This is a genomic window from Bacillus rhizoplanae (genome assembly GCF_917563915.1).
Lineage (GTDB): Bacteria > Bacillota > Bacilli > Bacillales > Bacillaceae_G > Bacillus_A > Bacillus_A rhizoplanae.
The window spans coordinates 1-18,785 of record NZ_CAKJTI010000028.1; the positions used below are offsets into that span (position 1 = coordinate 1).

General features: G+C 36.4%; 13 protein-coding genes and 1 pseudogene. 13 read left to right on the forward strand and 1 reads right to left on the reverse strand.

Annotation, left to right across the window (positions count from 1 at the left end; all coding sequences use genetic code 11):
• The first annotated feature begins 216 nt into the window (after window positions 1–216).
• The 5 genes from LRP84_RS18355 (at window position 217) to LRP84_RS18375 (ending at window position 4,151) form a co-directional block, all read left to right on the forward strand.
• A complete protein-coding gene (locus LRP84_RS18355) occupies window positions 217–648 on the forward strand; it encodes a hypothetical protein (RefSeq protein WP_230576391.1) in 432 nt (143 codons plus the stop codon).
• Window positions 649–659: 11 nt separating this feature from the next.
• A complete protein-coding gene (locus LRP84_RS18360) occupies window positions 660–1,334 on the forward strand; it encodes a response regulator transcription factor (protein WP_098310290.1) in 675 nt (224 codons plus the stop codon).
• A complete protein-coding gene (locus tag LRP84_RS18365; RefSeq protein WP_230576392.1) occupies window positions 1,331–2,749 on the forward strand; it encodes a sensor histidine kinase in 1,419 nt (472 codons plus the stop codon). The genes LRP84_RS18360 and LRP84_RS18365 overlap by 4 nt, the downstream gene beginning before the upstream one ends.
• A gap of 193 nt (window positions 2,750–2,942) precedes the next feature.
• Window positions 2,943–3,542 (forward strand): undecaprenyl-diphosphatase, encoded by a 600-nt coding sequence (locus tag LRP84_RS18370; protein ID WP_230576393.1) that lies wholly within the window; start codon window positions 2,943–2,945, stop codon window positions 3,540–3,542.
• A gap of 102 nt (window positions 3,543–3,644) precedes the next feature.
• Window positions 3,645–4,151 (forward strand): DUF3189 family protein, encoded by a 507-nt coding sequence (locus LRP84_RS18375; RefSeq protein WP_230576394.1) that lies wholly within the window; start codon window positions 3,645–3,647, stop codon window positions 4,149–4,151.
• A 46-nt stretch (window positions 4,152–4,197) separates the two neighbouring features.
• Here LRP84_RS18375 and LRP84_RS18380 read toward each other — a convergent pair whose 3' ends face one another.
• Window positions 4,198–4,902: a hypothetical protein gene (locus LRP84_RS18380; RefSeq protein ID WP_230576395.1), complete on the reverse strand. Its 705-nt coding sequence runs from the start codon at window positions 4,900–4,902 to the stop codon at window positions 4,198–4,200.
• A 593-nt stretch (window positions 4,903–5,495) separates the two neighbouring features.
• On the opposite strand from LRP84_RS18380, the gene LRP84_RS18385 reads away from it, so the two are divergent.
• The 8 genes and pseudogenes from LRP84_RS18385 to LRP84_RS18415 all read left to right on the forward strand — a co-directional run bounded on the left by LRP84_RS18385 (window position 5,496) and on the right by LRP84_RS18415 (window position 18,784).
• Window positions 5,496–6,719 (forward strand): MFS transporter, encoded by a 1,224-nt coding sequence (locus LRP84_RS18385; protein ID WP_230576396.1) that lies wholly within the window; start codon window positions 5,496–5,498, stop codon window positions 6,717–6,719.
• A gap of 117 nt (window positions 6,720–6,836) precedes the next feature.
• Window positions 6,837–7,268: a GNAT family N-acetyltransferase gene (locus LRP84_RS18390; protein ID WP_230576397.1), complete on the forward strand. Its 432-nt coding sequence runs from the start codon at window positions 6,837–6,839 to the stop codon at window positions 7,266–7,268.
• 376 nt (window positions 7,269–7,644) lie between these two features.
• On the forward strand, window positions 7,645–7,905 hold the full coding sequence (locus LRP84_RS18395; protein WP_098310282.1) for a heterocycloanthracin/sonorensin family bacteriocin: 261 nt from the start codon (window positions 7,645–7,647) through the stop codon (window positions 7,903–7,905).
• A gap of 187 nt (window positions 7,906–8,092) precedes the next feature.
• Entirely contained in the window at window positions 8,093–10,051 is a 1,959-nt protein-coding gene (locus LRP84_RS18400) for a putative thiazole-containing bacteriocin maturation protein (RefSeq protein WP_230576398.1), read from the forward strand.
• Window positions 10,048–11,991 carry a TOMM precursor leader peptide-binding protein gene (locus LRP84_RS18405; RefSeq protein WP_230576399.1) on the forward strand — a complete coding sequence of 648 codons (1,944 nt, stop codon included), beginning with the start codon at window positions 10,048–10,050 and terminating at the stop codon, window positions 11,989–11,991. Before LRP84_RS18400 ends, LRP84_RS18405 begins: the two co-directional genes overlap by 4 nt.
• 22 nt (window positions 11,992–12,013) lie before the next feature.
• Window positions 12,014–13,585 carry a SagB family peptide dehydrogenase gene (locus LRP84_RS18410; protein WP_230576400.1) on the forward strand — a complete coding sequence of 524 codons (1,572 nt, stop codon included), beginning with the start codon at window positions 12,014–12,016 and terminating at the stop codon, window positions 13,583–13,585.
• A 167-nt stretch (window positions 13,586–13,752) separates the two neighbouring features.
• A pseudogene (locus LRP84_RS22680) lies at window positions 13,753–13,894 on the forward strand (DDE-type integrase/transposase/recombinase); the annotation flags it as partial.
• A 408-nt stretch (window positions 13,895–14,302) separates the two neighbouring features.
• Complete coding sequence (locus LRP84_RS18415) at window positions 14,303–18,784, forward strand: phosphodiester glycosidase family protein (RefSeq protein WP_230576401.1); 4,482 nt, start codon at window positions 14,303–14,305, stop codon at window positions 18,782–18,784.
• Window position 18,785: the final 1 nt, after the last annotated feature.

The following is an 18,785-nucleotide window of genomic DNA, read 5'->3' on the forward strand; positions in this document are numbered from 1 at the left end:
AATTAATTATACACTTTCTCATCTAATTTTAATCTTTCTTTCATGCTCTTTTCTTTTTTTATGGTTAGAATATAAACCAACAATTACTTTACATAATCGCAGGGAGAAGGGAATGAAAATGTCAAGAAGTCTATTCAATCAAATTTTCATTTATCTATAAAAATTATAGGGTCTTGTATTATTGCATTTAGTGTTACAATGTTAGTGTTGGATTTCATGGTAGGAGATCAAATAGTATTAAAAGGACCGAATAAAAATCTTGGTTCTCTTGCAGAATATGGAGCGATTGCAGCAGGTTCTTTATGGTTATTTCGTAATATTTGGTTATATATGCATAAAAGGAAAATAACGGTTGCAAAATACACAAAAGAACTTTACATGTTATTAAAGCAATATCATACGTTTATCGGATATGCAGTTTTTTCAGTTGCTACTTGTCATGGTATATATTTTTTAATGGTAGGCAGCAGTCATATGATTCGGATTTATAGTGGAATTTTCACCTTGATAGGATTAGTTCTTGTTGCGATAGCAGGGATTCTATTACACAAACTAAAAGATAAGAAAAAATATATAACGTATCGAAAAGCTCATCAAATTGTTGCCATTTTATTTGGAATTGGATTACTCATTCACCTTGCCGTATAGGAGTGATAGTATTGCAACGTATTTTAATTATCGAAGATGAAGAAAGTTTAGCAGAATTTTTAGAGTTAGAACTAAAATATGAAGGATATGCAGTAGATGTTGTGTATGATGGACGAAAAGGATTAGAAACCGCTCTTAATCATAATTATGACATCATTCTTCTTGATTTAATGCTGCCTAATCTGAACGGGATAGAAGTATGCCGCCGATTGCGTGCAACAAAAGAAACACCTATTATTATGCTAACAGCTCGTGATAGCATCATGGATCGTGTAACCGGATTAGATAGCGGTGCAGATGATTATTTACCAAAACCTTTTGCCATCGAAGAATTATTAGCAAGAATGCGTGTAATTTTGAGACGGAATCAAAAAGAAGAACATAAAAATAAACTCCTTTTAAGATTTAAAGATTTAGAGCTCGATGTAGAATCTCGAACTTTGCACAAAATAGAAGAGATCATTGAATTAACAAATAAAGAATTCGAGTTGCTTATGATGTTTATGAAAAATATTAATCGTGTATTGACGAGAGATATGCTTTTGGAGCAAGTCTGGGGATACAATGCAGTGGTGGAGACAAATATAGTAGACGTATATGTTCGTTATTTACGTAATAAATTGAGTAGCCAAGACAAGGAAGATTATATTCAAACTGTCAGAGGCGTAGGGTATGTGATGCGATGATGAAGCAATTAAAGAATCGCATCCGAAATCTCCCTATAAAATGGAAATTGACAGTATGGTCAAGTACGTTATTATTTATCCTGTTCTTTTTATACAACATTTTACAGTATGTTATCATTGACCATTGGACGCTTAATTATGAAAAAAAACAAATTGACAGGCAAGTAAAAGAAATAGAAGCTTATTTTAATAATGAGAATACAAACTTTTCCGCAGATACGATTGAAAATAGCAGAGAGTTTCTTGCAAATATAAATGATAAAAATCAAATGATTCGAATTTTGGATGCAAAAGGAAAAGCGCTTGTCACTGTTTCCCGCGACTTTAATCCGAACTGGGTTGTTCCAAAGAATGTCGATCAATCAGAAACTTCTGTGACAAGGCATTTTGAGGATAGGGTACTTGTGCAGCGTATGCCTATTACAACGCGTACATTTACTGGCACAATTGAAGTTGGGCAAAATTTCGAAGCTTTCGATCATTTAATGAAGCTTATTTTTCTCGTTATGATAGCTGCTTGTATCGGTGGATTATTACTTAGCTTTTTGGGAGGTACAATTCTTGCAAAGCAACTTCTATTAAGTGTTCAAGCTATTACAGATACGATGAACAAAATTAAGACAAATGGTTTAAAAGAAAGAGTGCCGATTCACGAAAATAATGATGAATTTGCCAAGCTCGGATTACTTTTTAATGAGCTGATGGACAATTTAGAAACGTCCTTTGTACAACAAAAGCAATTTGTTGAAGATGCATCTCATGAATTACGCACACCACTTGCGATTATACAAGGACATCTCTCTATGCTAAATCGTTGGGGGAAAGATGATCCTGCTATCTTGCAAAAATCTCTACATTCGAGTTTAAAAGAAGTAGAGCGTCTCAATAAGCTTGTATCAGAGTTATTAGAATTATCCCGAGCAGAATCAGAACAAATGTATCCTGCTGCAGCCGAGCCTGTACATGTAAATTCAGTAATACAACAAGTCACACAAAATTTTGAATTGTTGCATGCTGACTTTCAATTCGCCAGACAGCTACATGCGAATCAGGCATATGTCTCTATTCCTGCTTCTTATCTCGAACAAATATTAGTCATCATACTAGATAATGCTATAAAATATACAAAAGAACATGAAAAATACATTTGTTTGCAAAGTGAGGTAGAAGAAGATAAAATTAAAATCACTATTGCAGATCATGGAGTCGGAATACCTGAATCTGACCTACCATATGTACTCAATCGTTTTTATCGAGTCGATAAAGCAAGAAGCCGGAAACAAGGTGGAAATGGATTAGGACTTTCCATTGCCAAGCGCCTTACAGAAAAATACAATGGACGTATCATGATAGACAGCAAAGAACAAGAAGAAACAAAGGTTACTTTATCGTTTTATTGTGTAAAAAATATATAACAAAAGCGGAAGATATATACGATATCTTCCGCTTTTGTTATTAAGGGGGGAGACTAGCATAGAAATTTTTAAGATACAGAAGAAAAATGAGAAAAAGATGAGAAAAATTTAAAGAGTATTTCATATAGCTCGTGTATACTGTGTAAATCAACAATAATTGATAACATGTTTAATTAATTAAGGAGAGACTGATATGAATTACACAATATTTCACTGGATCAATAGTTGGGCAGGATCATCTGCTTTTCTAGATAAAGGGATGATATTCATTACAAAAAGCGCACCCTATGTTGCAATTATTTTCCTACTTTCTTTATGGTTTAGCAACAAACAAAAAGGAACCGCTATTCGTAAGCAATATACAGCTTTGTATACGGTTCTTTCTCTTGTTATAGCATTACTTTTAAATGCTGTGATTCACTTAGTATATAATCATCCACGACCATTTATCACATACCATGTACACCAATTAGTACCGCACGCTAATGATTCTTCGTTTGTAAGTGATCATGCTGTACTTGTATTTTCTATTGCGTTTACAATGCTTTTACGTGGAGAAGCTTGGAGAAATATCGCTTTACTTTGGGCTATATTGGTCGGGATTTCACGTATATATGTTGGTGTCCATTACCCAGCAGATATTATAGGAGGAGCCGTTTTATCTTTCGTAACAAGCGCTTTAGTTATCAAATATACAAGTAAAATAGAACCTTTGGCACATCTAATATTCCAGATTTATGCTAAAGTAACAAAACGAATTCCATTGCTATCTAAGTATAATCACACAACTTGAAGTGTTCACCGCCTATCAATATAATAATGTCCTATTTATAGATTAGAATACAGATAAATGGTGATAATAGTAATACTGTACATCAATTTAAAGGATGATATTATGATCTATATCTATACTGACTATGGCGGAACACATACAACTTCACTAGCAGCAGCGTACCATCTGAAAAAGCTGCCTACTAATCGAAAATTAACCAAAGATGAAATATTAAACGTTGATTATTTCAATAAATTAAAAACCTCTGATATGGGGAAAATTATTTTTCATGGACGAGATGAAAATGGCAATCCTGTTTATACGGTTGGCCACGGTGCATCTAAAGTTGTCGTTCCAGCTTTAAAAAATTTAAGTGTACTATTACAAGATAAATATCAAAACCATGAAAAAATTGTGTTCTCTAATACATCACCAACTGTTCCAATCGCTATGACATTTGGTGGTTTATTTTCAAGAAGATTAAAAATCGATTTTATTGGTGTACCATTATTAGTTTTCGGCGCAAAACAAGCCTGTAATAATATTATCCGGCTTGTAGAATATACGAAACAAGCCGGAAGACTAACAAATGAAGATGTTGTGGTATTAGAAAATGAAAACTTTAAATAGTTTATAACAAAAAGGATGGCTAACAACATATTAGCCATCCTTTTTACTATAATATCTCAACTTTTTTTCGAATCACAATCTTGTCAATGTCCTCTTCTTCATCACCAACATATAGACCACGTTCTTTCAAATACACCTCAAAATACAAATCAGCTTCAGCACGCTCATCGTATGGCTTCACAGATAAAACAAATCCCATTTTATTTTGTTCTTCCAATTCAACCGTAGAAATATAGGCGGGGATTTTATTACGTAAAAATAACTCTTTAACTGGAATAATCATGTCTTTCATTAACTTTGATAAAAGACTCATTTCAAATTCAAAATTAAAGCGATCAATGCTAGATAAATCTGCAAAAACAACCCCAATAAAACCAGTATTAAAAATTTCTTGGTAATCTATCTCTTCTATCTTTCCATTGTAAAAATTCTTTTCAATTAAGTAATTTTTAAAATAAGCAACGCCTTCAGACTCTTTAAAAGGTTTCGTAGAAAGAACGAAACCGATTTTCTTTTGTTTATGTAAATACACGCATGATAAATAGGCAGCAACATTATGTTCAGCAAAAAGAGAGCTTGTTGCTTGTACAAGACCATCTAATACATGATGTGCAATATGTAGTCGTTTACGGGAAAAATAATATGATTTTTTTTGTAATTCCAGTGTATCGATAAACACAGAGCCAATAAAGCCTGTATTTGAAATGGTAGGAGTATGCTTTTTTCTTCCTCTGCGTTTATTTTGAGCCAATGTAATCCATCCTTCCTAATACCCATCCGATAGGGGAGAGGGAATATAAAGCGAACGTTTGTTCTTATATTAATATTGTACTATTTACTGGTTAAAAAGTAAATGTTTTATCTTCAAAAATAAATAAAAAGATGCCTCAAAAAGGCATCTAAATTAAGAAAAGGGGCGAGTAATCACCCCTTATGAATTATGTATATTTATATTAAGAAATGGATGCAATTTCTTCTGCATCTTCGACGTCTAAATGACAATCCATTGTACGTACATCTTGATCTTCATGGCTTCCAAAATAAATAGTAATTTTCATATGTATCGCTCCTTTATTTTAGGAATACCTAAAATAATCATTTATTGATTTCTATTATATACCACTTTACATATTCGTACAATCTTCTCAATATTAAAAAGAAATTTATTTAATATTGAGAAGATTGCTATAATAAAGTTATCTATACAGAAGGAGGAATTAACATGCAAAAAACACTAAAAACATTTTCAAATGAAGGAAGAGGAGTGAATATCAACTAACGCAAGATAACACTCCTACTTCCAAAATCATCATAAAAAACGAATGGTAGAAAGTAGGAGAACAATTGAAGAAACAAACTATCGCGTCACATAACATTGGAATTTTATTTTGGGTACAGTTTGTTGGAACGATAAGTTTTTTGCAGCCGGTAATGACACTTTTTTATATGGAAAGAGGATTAACGGCAGCAAATATATTTGTTGTACTCATGTGTTGGAGTGGGGCCGTACTTGTTTGGGAATTACCAACAGGTATTTTTGCTGATCGGTTCGGTGCAAAGTTGTCATTTTTAACAGGGTCGATCATAAAAACTTTTAGTATTTCTATCTTATTATTTGCAGATAATCTATGGCTATTTTGTCTATATAGTTTATTGAACGGTTTTTCGGTTACATTTTTCTCTGGCGCAGACGAAGCATTAATTTATGAGTCATTAAAGGAAACAAATGAACATCATTTAATGGATAAAGCAATGGGGAAAATCCAATCAGCAAGCTTTATTTCCATGTTAATCGCTGTAATCTTCGGTTCGTATTTCGCTAAAGATTTACGCGAAGAACAATTTACACTTTTAATTGTACTCGGAATATTATTTCATCTGATAGAACTTGTTTTACTATTTTTTATTAAAAGTCCAAAAAAACTATCATCTTACCGGGAAGAAACTTTTTCACAAGTAATCGAAGGAATAAAGGTTATTCGTAAAGCACCACAATTACTCGTTATATTTTTAAACGTCTCCCTTGTATTCATTCCGGCAAGTGCAGTATATGATGCGTTTAACCAACCATTGTTTACAAACGCAGGCCTTCCTGTATTTGCAATTGGTATTATGTATGCTTTAGCTGCCATCCTTGGATATTTTTCTTCGATATCAATCGGATGGCTTACTAGCAAATTTTCGCGTACAGTATTAATGAATGTAACAGGTGGTTTAGCTGTTGGTGGGTTGCTTTTATCAACATTTTATGGAAATACGCTATGGGTCGTATTAGGGGCGTTCTTTATTTTACGATTCGTACGTTCCATTCGATATCCAATCTATTTACAGCTTAGTAATGACATTATACCGTCTCATGTACGAGCAACAACGATTTCGTTATTGTCTATTCTAGATTCAATATTAGATCTTGTTATTTTCGGAACACTATCATTCTTAGCCGTTAATGAATTACCATTTGTATTTGCTGGCTGTGCATGTATTGCATGTATCGGAACCTTTTTACCGATTAAAAGTGTTAAAGCAGGCGTTGCAGCACATCATTCAATGAATCGAAATGTAGAGTAAAAAAACACCCCCAGAGCGTGCAATACGCTTTGGGGGTGTATAAAAAAGGTGTAAACAATATTAAAATTTATTGCTGGAAGTAGCTTGAAATGATTTTATATCACGGAGGTTAACACAATGCTATATATACAAAAAGCTAACCTAGATGATATGCAATGGGTTAATTTTCAATATGAAAAGGCTAATTTTGTGCCATCACATTTAGAAAATGAAGAGATTGGAATTGCATATTTTAATGGTCAAAAAGCGGGCTTAGGAAGGTTAGTAAAATTTGATGAAAACAACTTTGAAATGGGTGGAATATATACGTTAGAAGACTATAGAGGAAAGAAAATTGCTGATAGTATCGTTGCATTTCTTATTAAAGAAGCCCGGAAACTTCAAATTCAAAATGTATATTGCATTCCATTTGCACATTTAAAACCTTTTTATAGTAAACATGGATTTCAAGAAGTGGTAGATTTAGCTGCAATCCCTAAACAGATAATAGATAAATATAATTGGTGCCTAGAGCAATACGATATAAAAACATTATTAATGAAATTATAAGTTTGAAAACACACATAGGATGTGTGTTTTTCTTTTGTCAAAAAACGTTCAGGGAATGAAAAATATAGAAATATATACATCTTCTTTTACAGTTATATTTTTCATTCATTCATACTTCTCCTAAAACTATGAACAATTTACTTTATACTTGTTTCCTTATATTTATATTTTAAGTTTTGATTTTGGAGACTTTTGTATTCACAAGCTTAGAACTATGATTATTTTATATAACCCCAAATTAGGCATTTGAACAAGTTACAATACCTAATTATAGGTCATACTTTGTTGAAGAGTGCATTCAAAAAAACTATTGTTCTATCTATTACAGGACGTATTTTTATTATGGCTTGCTAATTATTTACATGGGGGTTATGAAATGAATAATTTTCAACATGAATTACAAGCGTTAAATCTGAATGATTATCAAACTGGAAATGTCGTATACTGGGATAGCCAAATTCCTTCTCCATACTATATTGATGAGGACTATACTCGTCGTTGCGGAGGATGTGGTCGTTGCGGAGGATGTGGCCGTTGCGGAGGATTCGGTCGTTGCGGAGGATTTGGATGCTTTGGATGCTTTGGATGCGGTGGATGCGGTGGTTGCTTCGGATGCTCGTTGTTCTGGTTTATTTAATACTGATTTGTTAACGGAAATTTTACTTCAAGAAAAGTGTTGCTACATGATTTTTGTTGTAGAAACACTTTTCTTGAACCGTTCTTCACTTTTCCATTTGACATAAGAAAAGATAGTATACATAAAATTGATATGACGGAAGTTATCACGCTCATTCAAGAACAATGAACAGAGAAGGAGGAGTACAATGACAAAATTAAACGCTTCTACACGTTTGAAAATGAGAAGAGATACTTTTTTTCTCTCTGATCCAAAAGGAGAAGTGTATTTTAGAAATAATGCCAGTTCATTCCGAATGGAAGGGCAGTCTATCAATCAATGGATTGAAAAACTGATACCAATGTTTAACGGAGAATACACATTAGGAAATTTGACAGATGGCTTACCTGAGCCGTATCAAAAGCGAGTATTTGAAATAGCAGAAATACTGTACCAAAATGAATTTGCAACAGACATAAGTCAAGATCATCCACACCAATTGCCAGAAAATATTCTTAAAAAATACGCATCTCAGATCGAATTTTTAGATAACTTCGGCGTTTCGGGTGCATATCGTTTTCAATCTTATCGCCAAACTGAAGTATTAGTTGTCGGCTCTGGTTCTTTTTTTGTTTCTCTTATTTCCGCATTACTTGAATCCGGGTTACCGAAATTCCATATGATGATTACTGATCCAGTATCAACCAATCAAAGACGAATAAAAGAATTAATAGAACATGCCCAAAAAACAGACCCCGAGGTAAAAGTCGAAGAAATTTTTCCACAAAAAGAAAATATTTTAAAAAAGGTTTTGCAGCCATTTCATACAATTTTGTATGTATCACAAGGAGAAGACATAGCGAAATTAAGAATTCTCCATGCCATTTGTAAAGAAGAAAAAAAGATTTTCATCCCTGCCATATCTATGCAAGGAGTCGGATTAGCCGGACCACTCGTACACCCAGAAAGTGATGATTGCTGGGAATCAGCTTGGCGACGTATACACAAGTCTGCATTTTCTAAAACTTCTCAAGAACACACTTTTTCTTCTACAACAGAAGCAATGTTAGCAAATGTAGTTGTATTTGAACTGTTTAAAAATGTTACAGATGTAACAAAATCCACGCAAACGAATCAATTTTTTCTGCTAAATTCGGAAACATTAGAAGGAAACTGGCATTCATTTCTACCTCATCCCTTAGTAACTGAAAAAATGGAAATCGGATGGTTCCAAGATTTCCATACAAGAATCAAACAGAACGGAAATAAAAATGAATTGAATGAATCTACTCTGAACTTGAATTACCTTGTATCAAAAGAAGCAGGGATTTTTCATATTTGGGAAGCTGGGGACTTGAAACAGCTGCCATTGGCTCAATGTCGTATTCAAACAGTTGATCCGCTGTCAGAAGGGCCTGCTGAATTATTACCAGCTATGATCTGTACAGGTTTAACACATATGGAAGCAAGATACGAAGCTGGATTAGCCGGAGTTGAGACTTATATGTCACAAATGGCTAGCTTACTTGTTTCAAAACTTCCCGAACATCAACAAATAAAGAACAGCATGATAGATTCTCAGGAATTTGTAGGAATTGGAACAGGGAAAACAATCGCAGAATGTGTTTTACGAGGATTACAAAAATGTTTAAATAAAGAATTTTATAAGAGACAGCAGCGTCAAAATATTGCCGTTTCTCGAATAGAGTTAGATGTCATAGACGATGAGCGTTGTCGCTTTTATTTGCAAGCACTTACCACCCTGCAAGGAACACCTACAATTGCTTTTGGAGAAGCCATTTTTGATTTCCCTGTTATATGGGTCGGCACGAATAATCGTTGGTACGGAAGTGTAGGATTCGATATAACTATAGCACTGCGAAATGCATTACAGCAGGCACTTATAGAAGCACAAAATTGTGATGATTGTCTTACATCACAAGCATTAGAGTCTTCATCAGTTTTATTACCAGATAAAACGCCATTACATTTCGTTATTTCTTCTTACGAAGACAAGACACAATTAGAAATATTACAATCTGCTGAACAGATACTAAAACAGAACGGAAAACGGCTCTGTGTATTTGAAATAACGCTAGAAGCAGTCTGGAAGGAGGAGTTGGCAGGAATATTTGGAGTATTATTGGGAGAGGAGGAATCCCAATGAGCACCTCCATTTTAATTATTGGAGAGGGACTATTGGCAAATCACGTATATGAAGAATTATCTGTCCAATATGAAATCAATCAACACACTGACTTTGATCTAAAAATACCCGCAACAACTGATTTAGTTCTCCTATTACACGATACTTGGAATCCTTCTTTTCATATAGAAGCAGAAAGTATACTTCAATCAACGAATATTCCTTGGCTGCGAGCCTTCGTTTCATTCGGAGAAGGAATAATCGGTCCACTAGTTCGTCCTGGCACATCAGGATGTTCCCAATGTGCAGATATACGCCGTACTTTCGCAGGAAATGATTCTAAAGAGATGTGGAAAATATTGCAGAGCCTAACAACAAAAAAGGAAATGCCCCGAGACACATGGGCATCAAGGAATGGATTATTACAGATGACGCATATTTTGTTAGAAGAAGTGCGGTGCATTTTACAAGATGATCATGCACGATTAGAAGGACACATGTTTTTCGTTAATTTACAAACATTAAAAAGCTCATATCATTTTTTTCAACCTCATCCTTTATGCTCAAATTGTAGTCAATTGCCTAATGATTCATCAAATTTAGCCGAGATTTCATTGCAATCAAGCCCGAAGATTAACATAAATGATTATCGTTGTCGTTCAATCTCTGAACTGAGTAAAGTATTAGTCAAGGATTATCTAGATTATGAAACTGGTTTTTTAAATGCTAAAATGTATAACCTTACACCTCCATTTGCCGAGGTAACTGTAAATCTTCCGTTTCTCTTTGGAAATGAAGTAACAGCTGGCCGTACCCATTCATATGCAACTAGCGAATTAACCGCTATTTTAGAAGGATTAGAACGATATTGCGGTCTAGAACCTCGGGGGAAACGTACAGTTATTCAGGACACATTCCGCAATTTAGCTCATCAAGCACTTAATCCCCTTGAAGTGGGTGTACATGCAAAGGAACAATATATGCAACCTAATTTTCCATTTAAACCGTTTCATCCAGATCGTCCAATGAATTGGGTATGGGGTTATTCATTTTTGCAAGAACGTCCAATTTTAGTTCCAGAACTACTTGCTTATTATAGTTTAGGCGGTAGAGATGGTTTTGTTTATGAGACTTCCAATGGTTGCGCATTGGGTGGCAGTTTAGAGGAAGCGATTTTTTATGGCATTTTGGAAGTGATTGAGCGCGATTCATTTTTGCTAACTTGGTATGCTCAGCTTCCTCTCCCGCGTCTTGATCTTTCTTCTGTCAATGATCAGGAGTTGCAGTTGATGGTCGAACGAGTGCATGCAGTAGGGGGATATGATATACATTTGTTTAACTCGACAATGGAGCACGGAATTCCAAGCGTCTGGGCACTGGCAAAAAACAGAAAGGAGAAGGGAATAAATATTATCTGTGCAGCTGGAGCTCATTTAGATCCGGTACGGGCAACGAAAAGTGCAATATATGAATTAGCTGGCATGATGTTAACGCTTGATAATGAATTTGAGGCGAATCGTAAGAAATATGTACAGATGTTCCATAATCCTTCCCTCGTGAAGCAAATGCCTGACCATCCTATGGTATGTGGTTTGCCAGAAGCGGAAGAACGGTTTCAGTTTTTGCTAGATAAGAATTGCTCGTTACAAATATTTGCTGAGGCATTCAAACAGAAAACAAGACATGCGGATTTGACAGATGATTTAAGAGAAATGATTCAGATGTTGCACCAGTTAAACTTCGATGTGATTGTAGTAGATCAGACAACACCAGAAATAATGCGAAATGGATTACATTGTGTGAAAGTACTCATTCCAGGAATGTTGCCAATGACATTTGGGCACCACCTTACGCGCTTAACAGGTTTAGAGAGAGTATTACGGGTACCAATGGAACTTGGGTATACGAAGCAAGCGCTAACGTTTGAACAACTCAATCCACATCCGCATCCGTTTGCGTAAGCGATGATTAGGAGGGAGAAGGATGGGTTTAGAGACATTTTTGAACAATTTACATTTTAATACCGACGAATCAACATCTTCGACTTGGGAGGTGGATTGGGAAGACGGTCCACTTTCATATAAGCTTTATCGGGACTTACCGGGAATTCCGTTATCTTCAGAAGTAACACTGACATTTGAAAATCTCGAAGTATCAACAGAACCTAATCTTCGTGAAATCGGTCATTTTCTCTGGTACGTATTTGGGATTACTCAATTCTGTCAGTCAACCTTACCAGCACCAGAAATAAATTTTATGCAGTCGTATCGGAGATTTGTTCCCTCGGGCGGAGGCTTATATCCAAATGAATTGTATATATATTTAAAGACAGAAAATGTGCCTGTTGGAATTTATCACTATGATGTAGCGCACCATCGCTTAGTGTTATTAAGAGAAGGTCATTTTGATTCATATGTAGCGCGGGCTCTTGGGAATAGTTGTGACATATCCACTTGTTTTGGTGTTGTTTTTGTATCGACAATGTTTTGGAAAAATTTCTTTAAATACCATAACTTTTCTTATCGTCTGCAAGGATTGGATGCAGGCGTGTTAATCGGACAATTGCTAGAAGTAGCAAAACGATTTCAGTTCACATCAAGCGTGCATTTTCAATTTCTAGACCGGGCCATCAATCATTTACTTGGGTTATCCGAAAAAGAGGAGAGTGCGTATGCAGTAATCCCTCTATCGGTAAATTCTGTAACCCCACAGTTTAATAATGAAGATGATACTGCGAATAAAGAAGTCTCTGCTACTCAATTATGCGAAGAATTACCAATTATTCATCATAATCACTACGTCCGATCACGAAAGATTGCGGAGTATCCGATGGTGATTCAAATGAATGAAGCATCTATACTTGAATCTACACGATCATTCCAAAAAATTAAGAGTGAAGCGAATAAAATGCATGATGGTCAATCGTTAGTTCTTCCTCGTATAAAGCGAATGTCGTATGACTTAGCAGCTGCGTGTCGAAATCGATTTTCACCGGAAATGGATTTTTCTTTTAGGAAAATGAGTCAAGAACAATTGACTACGTTACTATATGATGCAACTGCTTCTTTTACCTATCGAAACGATTTGGATGAAACGTACGAAGCACGCATGACCCGAGTCTCACTGTATGTATGTTTGTTTGGCATTGAAGGTATCCCAAACGGCGCTTATCATTATGACAGTGATGCTCATGCATTACGACAAGTATATCTTGGAGATCATCGACTCTTACTGCAAAGCGGGATGACATTCCACAATGTGAATCTCTTCCAAGTACCGCTTTGTATACATGTAGTAGGGGATAAAAATCATCTCAAAACAGCACTTGGCTATAGAGGATATCGCATTCAACAGATGGAAGCAGGCATCCTTGTACAAAAATTATTGTTAGCAGCTTCTGCCCTGGGGCTAGGAGGACACCCGCTTCTTGGGTTCAAAGCTAACGTGTGTGATGAAATTTACAAGCTAGATTCAGAAGAAAAAACAAGCCTAATCCAAATCCCGATTGGTTTCCATCGTCATCGTCCTTGGTTGAAAGGCAGTTTGCATAGTTAAATAGTTATAAATTAAAAATAGCCTAGTTTATAAGGAGTATTAGATAGCTTGAATTCAATTGAATTCAAGCTTTTTAATGCAGTAAAGACTTTTATAGGGTCACACCATATAGCCTTCAAGCTAAGATTTCATGATGTTCCCCAAAAAGAAAAATTGTGACTTTTATGGTAATAGGTCAATGGATGGTACTTCTATCATGCAGTCTATTCAAATGGGGATGCCATTGATTTTTTTCTTAGTAAAACGAGAGATGCCAAATTAGGCCAAGCGCTTCTTAAAAAAGCCTTGGCTTTTTCTTATGTTTCGAAAATTCCCAAGTGGAGAAGTCTGTCCAAAATCAAATGAATCTCATTCATCAACTATTCAGTAATCCAGCATAAAAGCGGATTCCATTAGGAATATCTTCTTTATCCCGCATTAACGGGGCAGTAAGATCCCCAAGCGAGGAAGATAGGTGGGGGATAACTGCCCGTAAAAGCCCGATTGATTCAACTAACCATCAGTGGGGATGAAAAAGCCCCCACTGATGGAAGTTTCACTTTACATCTTCAAAAAATGTTTGCATCAAAACCGTAAAAATTCCTCTTTTACACGCTGTGCACTTTTAGAATCTTTCTTTACAAATCCTTAACACTAAGTTTATTTCGACAACATAATAATTTGATAATTTTTAATAGAATGAATATTTTGTTAAAATATGACGAAGGAGTGTAGATGATGACGAAGGAATATTTGCCGATAAAAATACGGCAGATCAGTATTGTATGGCTGGTTGTTTTTTATGTTGTAAGTATGCTAGTATCAACTGTTTCTATGCCTGTATATGCGGCTGAGTCTTTATTTCAACCCGTTAAAGAAGACGACTTTACAGTTGGGCCTGGTGTGGTGCATAAGAGTCTCACTCTTAAGAATGAAACTCATATTGAAGCGGTAAATATGATAGAGGTAGATCCGCGCAATCCTCATATTAAGCTTGAAGTCACTTCTCCGAAAGGAAAAGTAGTGGCACTGGATACGGTGCGGAATCAAGCGAAGCAAATTGACCGCGAAGGATATCGGGTAATTGCTGGCTTCAACATGGATTTTTATAATACAGATCCGAACTATGCAGGTGTACCAAACGGATTGCAAATTACACAAGGAGAAGTGATAACTGCTCCTGTAAGTACGCAATCAGCGCTGGCTGTAATGGCAGATGGAGGCTTTAAGATTGCTAAGAATCTTAAAATGACAGGTACTATTTTGAATCCTGCAAACGGTCAGGAGAGAACGCTTGATGGAGTGAACAGACCACGTACAGATTCTGCTTCTAACAACCTGTACTTATATACTTCTAAGTTCAACTCTACTACAAAGTCTGCTGGCGCAGGAGTAGAGGTTGTGATAAATCCTTCAAACACGAAGCTTGAGGCAAATAAAGTGCTAACCGGAAAAGTAGAGGCTGTCTATGAAACAAATAATACAGCTATTCCTGATGGGAGGTGGGTTCTTTCTGCGACAGGCGATCAAGCAGCTTGGTTGAAGGAAAACTTTTTTGAAGGAAAAGAAGTGCAAATCAATATACAGTTCAATGAGGATTTTAACAATGCGGTACAAGCGGTTTCTGGCGGTGTTGTGCTTGTAGAAAACGGAAAACCTACTGAACAAGCTTTAAATGATGATAAAGATCGCCATCCGAGAACGTTTGTTGCTTCTAAGCAGGGAAAGCTGCATGTAATTACATTTGACGGAAGACAGCCGACATATAGTGACGGTGTAACTTTGGCGGAGGGTGCCAAATATCTTGCTGAGCTTGGTATGGAAACGGCCATTAATGTTGACGGCGGCGGCTCTACGACATATGCAGCTAGAATGCCGGGAGATCAAACACTTTCTGTTTTAAACAGTCCATCTGACGGCTATGAGCGTTCTAACTCTAATTCTTTAATGATTGTATCAACAGCGCCGGTTTCAGACCTTGCATATCTTATTCCGGTACCAAAAGGACCATTAAAGGTTCTTGCAAATGGAGTAATTGATTTTTCTGCAAAAGGACAGGACCAATATTTTAATGGTGTGCCTGTTGATACACAAAAGTTAACCTTTGCAGTAGATGGTGCAATTGGAAATATTTCCTCAGCTGGTAAGTTTATTGCAAGTAATACAGCAGGACAGGGAAATGTAAACATAAACTTAGGTGCTATTTCTCAATCTGTACCTGTAGAGGTTGTAAATGAACTTTCCTCAATTAAGATTTCGCCAAATCCGGTTATTGTCAATCCAGGGCAAAAACAAACTTTTAATGTAAAAGGATATGACCAGAGCGGAAATGAAATCATCGTTTCTCCAAATCTCCTTAAGTGGGAAGTGACAGGGAATATTGGCACCATATCTCCTAATGGGGAACTGACGGCTGTAAATGAAACGGCAACAGGATCTATTATTGTTTCCTATGGAAGTACAAAAGCGGAAGTCGCGGTAAGCGTCGGCAAGCCTCCTGTTGTGATTGAGGATTTTGAAGACCTAAACGACTTATATTTTTCCTCGGCAAGAGCAAATAGCGTAAGTCTGGATTTAATGAGTCGTTCAAAGCCTGTAAGAGTCGGCACCCATTCCGCAAGGCTTTCCTATGATTTTACTGGAACAATTGGAACGTCTGCAGCTTATGTAAACTTTAAAGGTGCAGATGGAAATATAGGACGTGAATTAGAAGGAAGACCTTCTAAGCTTGGATTATGGGTATATGGAGATGAAAAGAACCATTGGCTCCGTGCAGTTATTCAAGACGGCAACGGTAAAAACATTCCGCTTAGTTTAACGGGTGCAGGAGAGTTGAACTGGGAGGGATGGAAGTACGTATCAGTAGATATCCCATCTGATACAGTAACTCCAATTAAGCTGCGTCAAATTTATGTTGTGGAAACGAGTAATAGTAACAAAAATAAAGGCGCCGTTTATTTTGACCATTTGCGTGCAATTTACTCTGATACCGGAGAGGACCTAATAGGGCCCGTCTTTTCTGATGTGTCTCCCGCAAAGGGAAAGCGCGTCTATACGAATACACCTGATATTTCAGCAATCGTAAAGGATGAAGGAAAGGGTGTAGACACTGGTTCCCTTAAGATGATGATTGACGACAACGTTGTACAGCATCAATACGATGCAACAACAGGCAAGATTTCTTACAAGCCTGCTGAGCCATTAGCGGATGGAGAGCACCATGTTGTTATTGATGGCATGGATATTGCAGGAAATCCTGCGCTGCCAAAAGCAGACTGGAAGTTTGTTGTTTATACAGGAGATGATCTGGCTAAGCCGGAGGTTACTATTATTTCTCCTGCTGATGGCATCACAACACGTACAAACCAGCCGCGCATTGCTGCAAAGTTGTTTGACGAGTATAAGGGAATCGATGTAAATAAGATACAAATGACGATTGATGATAAAGATGTTTCGTTCCAATATGATGAAGCGAGCGGAACCGTGTATTATATGCCTAAAATTGCATGGGAAAACGGAACAAATCATAAAGTAAAAGTAACCGCAGTGGATAAAAGCAATAATGAAACGGTACAAACATGGTCATTTACCATTGGTTCGCCGCTTGGACAGCCTAAAAAACAAAATCATTTTCAAATGAGCGTTATCGGTGATGGCGGTTATTATACAGCAGGACAGGGACAAACGGCAGCGGATATTTTGCTTCGAGAACAAATTAATCGGATTAACCAAGAGCCTTCAGAGCTTATAGGATATACGGGAGATATCGTGGAAAATGATACAGCCGAAAATTTTGCGACAGGTCTTGCAAATATGAATCTCTTTAAAATGCCGTATATTGTAAGTATAGGAAATCATGAGATTTCCGGTACAAATTCGCGCTTAAACTATCAAAAAACGTTTGGCGAGCCGACATATATGTATGATTATGGAAATACGCGCATCATCGGACTGGATAGTGCAAACGGGGGTCTTACAAATTCTGATGCATCACAATGGCCTTGGCTGCAAGAAGTGCTGGCAAACAATAATAAAAAAAATGTACTTGTGTTTATGCATGTACCTCCAGATGAAATTAGCGCCGATGGAGAAGACTATAATACAGGACACGGATTTTCCAATCGAGAAGAAGCACAGAAGTTTTATGATATGATGGGTGCCTACAAACAGCAGAACCGTAATAAAAATATTGTAGTATTGAGCGGCGATCTTCACGCATATCAGCATAAAAATGTACAAGGTGTAGACTATATTATTTCAGGCGGAGGCGGAAAGTATACGCATATCCCTCCGGAAAAAGGTGGCTTTTATCATTACCTCAACTTAAAGATAGAAGGTAATACAATAAGCTGGGATGTTATTCCTTTATTAGACTCCATCAGCTTCAGTGCAGCTTCCGTAACGGTAGAAACAAATGCGAAAGTGAAACTGGAGGCAAATGGCAAGTTTATGACGAGCACGAACACCCCAATTACGCTTCCAATTGCACCGCCATTCGAGACAGAATGGAAATCGAGCAATGAAAAGGTTGCCTCTGTAGATGACACAGGAACCGTTACAGCTTTATCTCCTGGAGAAGCGGTAATTACGGTAAAAAGTGGCTGGCGAGAAGCACAAATAAAGCTTATTGTACCAGATTCTCCTGCAAAAGCTGCAGTGATATATGCAGCGCAGTTGGCGAATGGAGATTTAACTACACAAGAAAAAATTATGGATGCCTATAAAGCTATTTCTTCTGCAGAAGAAATAGTAAAAGCATTGCCAAATAGCAGGGAAAAAAGTGACTTAATAAAAAGAATAAGCATGCTTAAGGCAATCGTTAATTTAAACCAGCGTATATACGAAATTCAATCAGCCGCATATACAAGTGCTGAATCAATAGATCAAGGAATTACCAACTATGAAAAGGTAGATGCACTCATGAAGGTAATTCCGGATGAAACAGAAAGAAAGCTTGTGAAGGAAAAGTTGATACAAGCAGAAGTGCCGATTGTACAGGGTATAAAGGTAGTGTTGGAGCAGCAAGATAAAATGAACCGAATGAAGGATACGTGGCTTCGTTTTGTAGTCATACATGGAATCCATAAGTTCAATCCAGCCGATGAATCTAGTATGCAGCAAGTATATGGTTATATTAAAGATATTGTAAAAGAACATGCGACAGAGCAAGAAATAAAAGCTGCAATTCAAAAATATATGAAACACGATAAAAACATCTAAA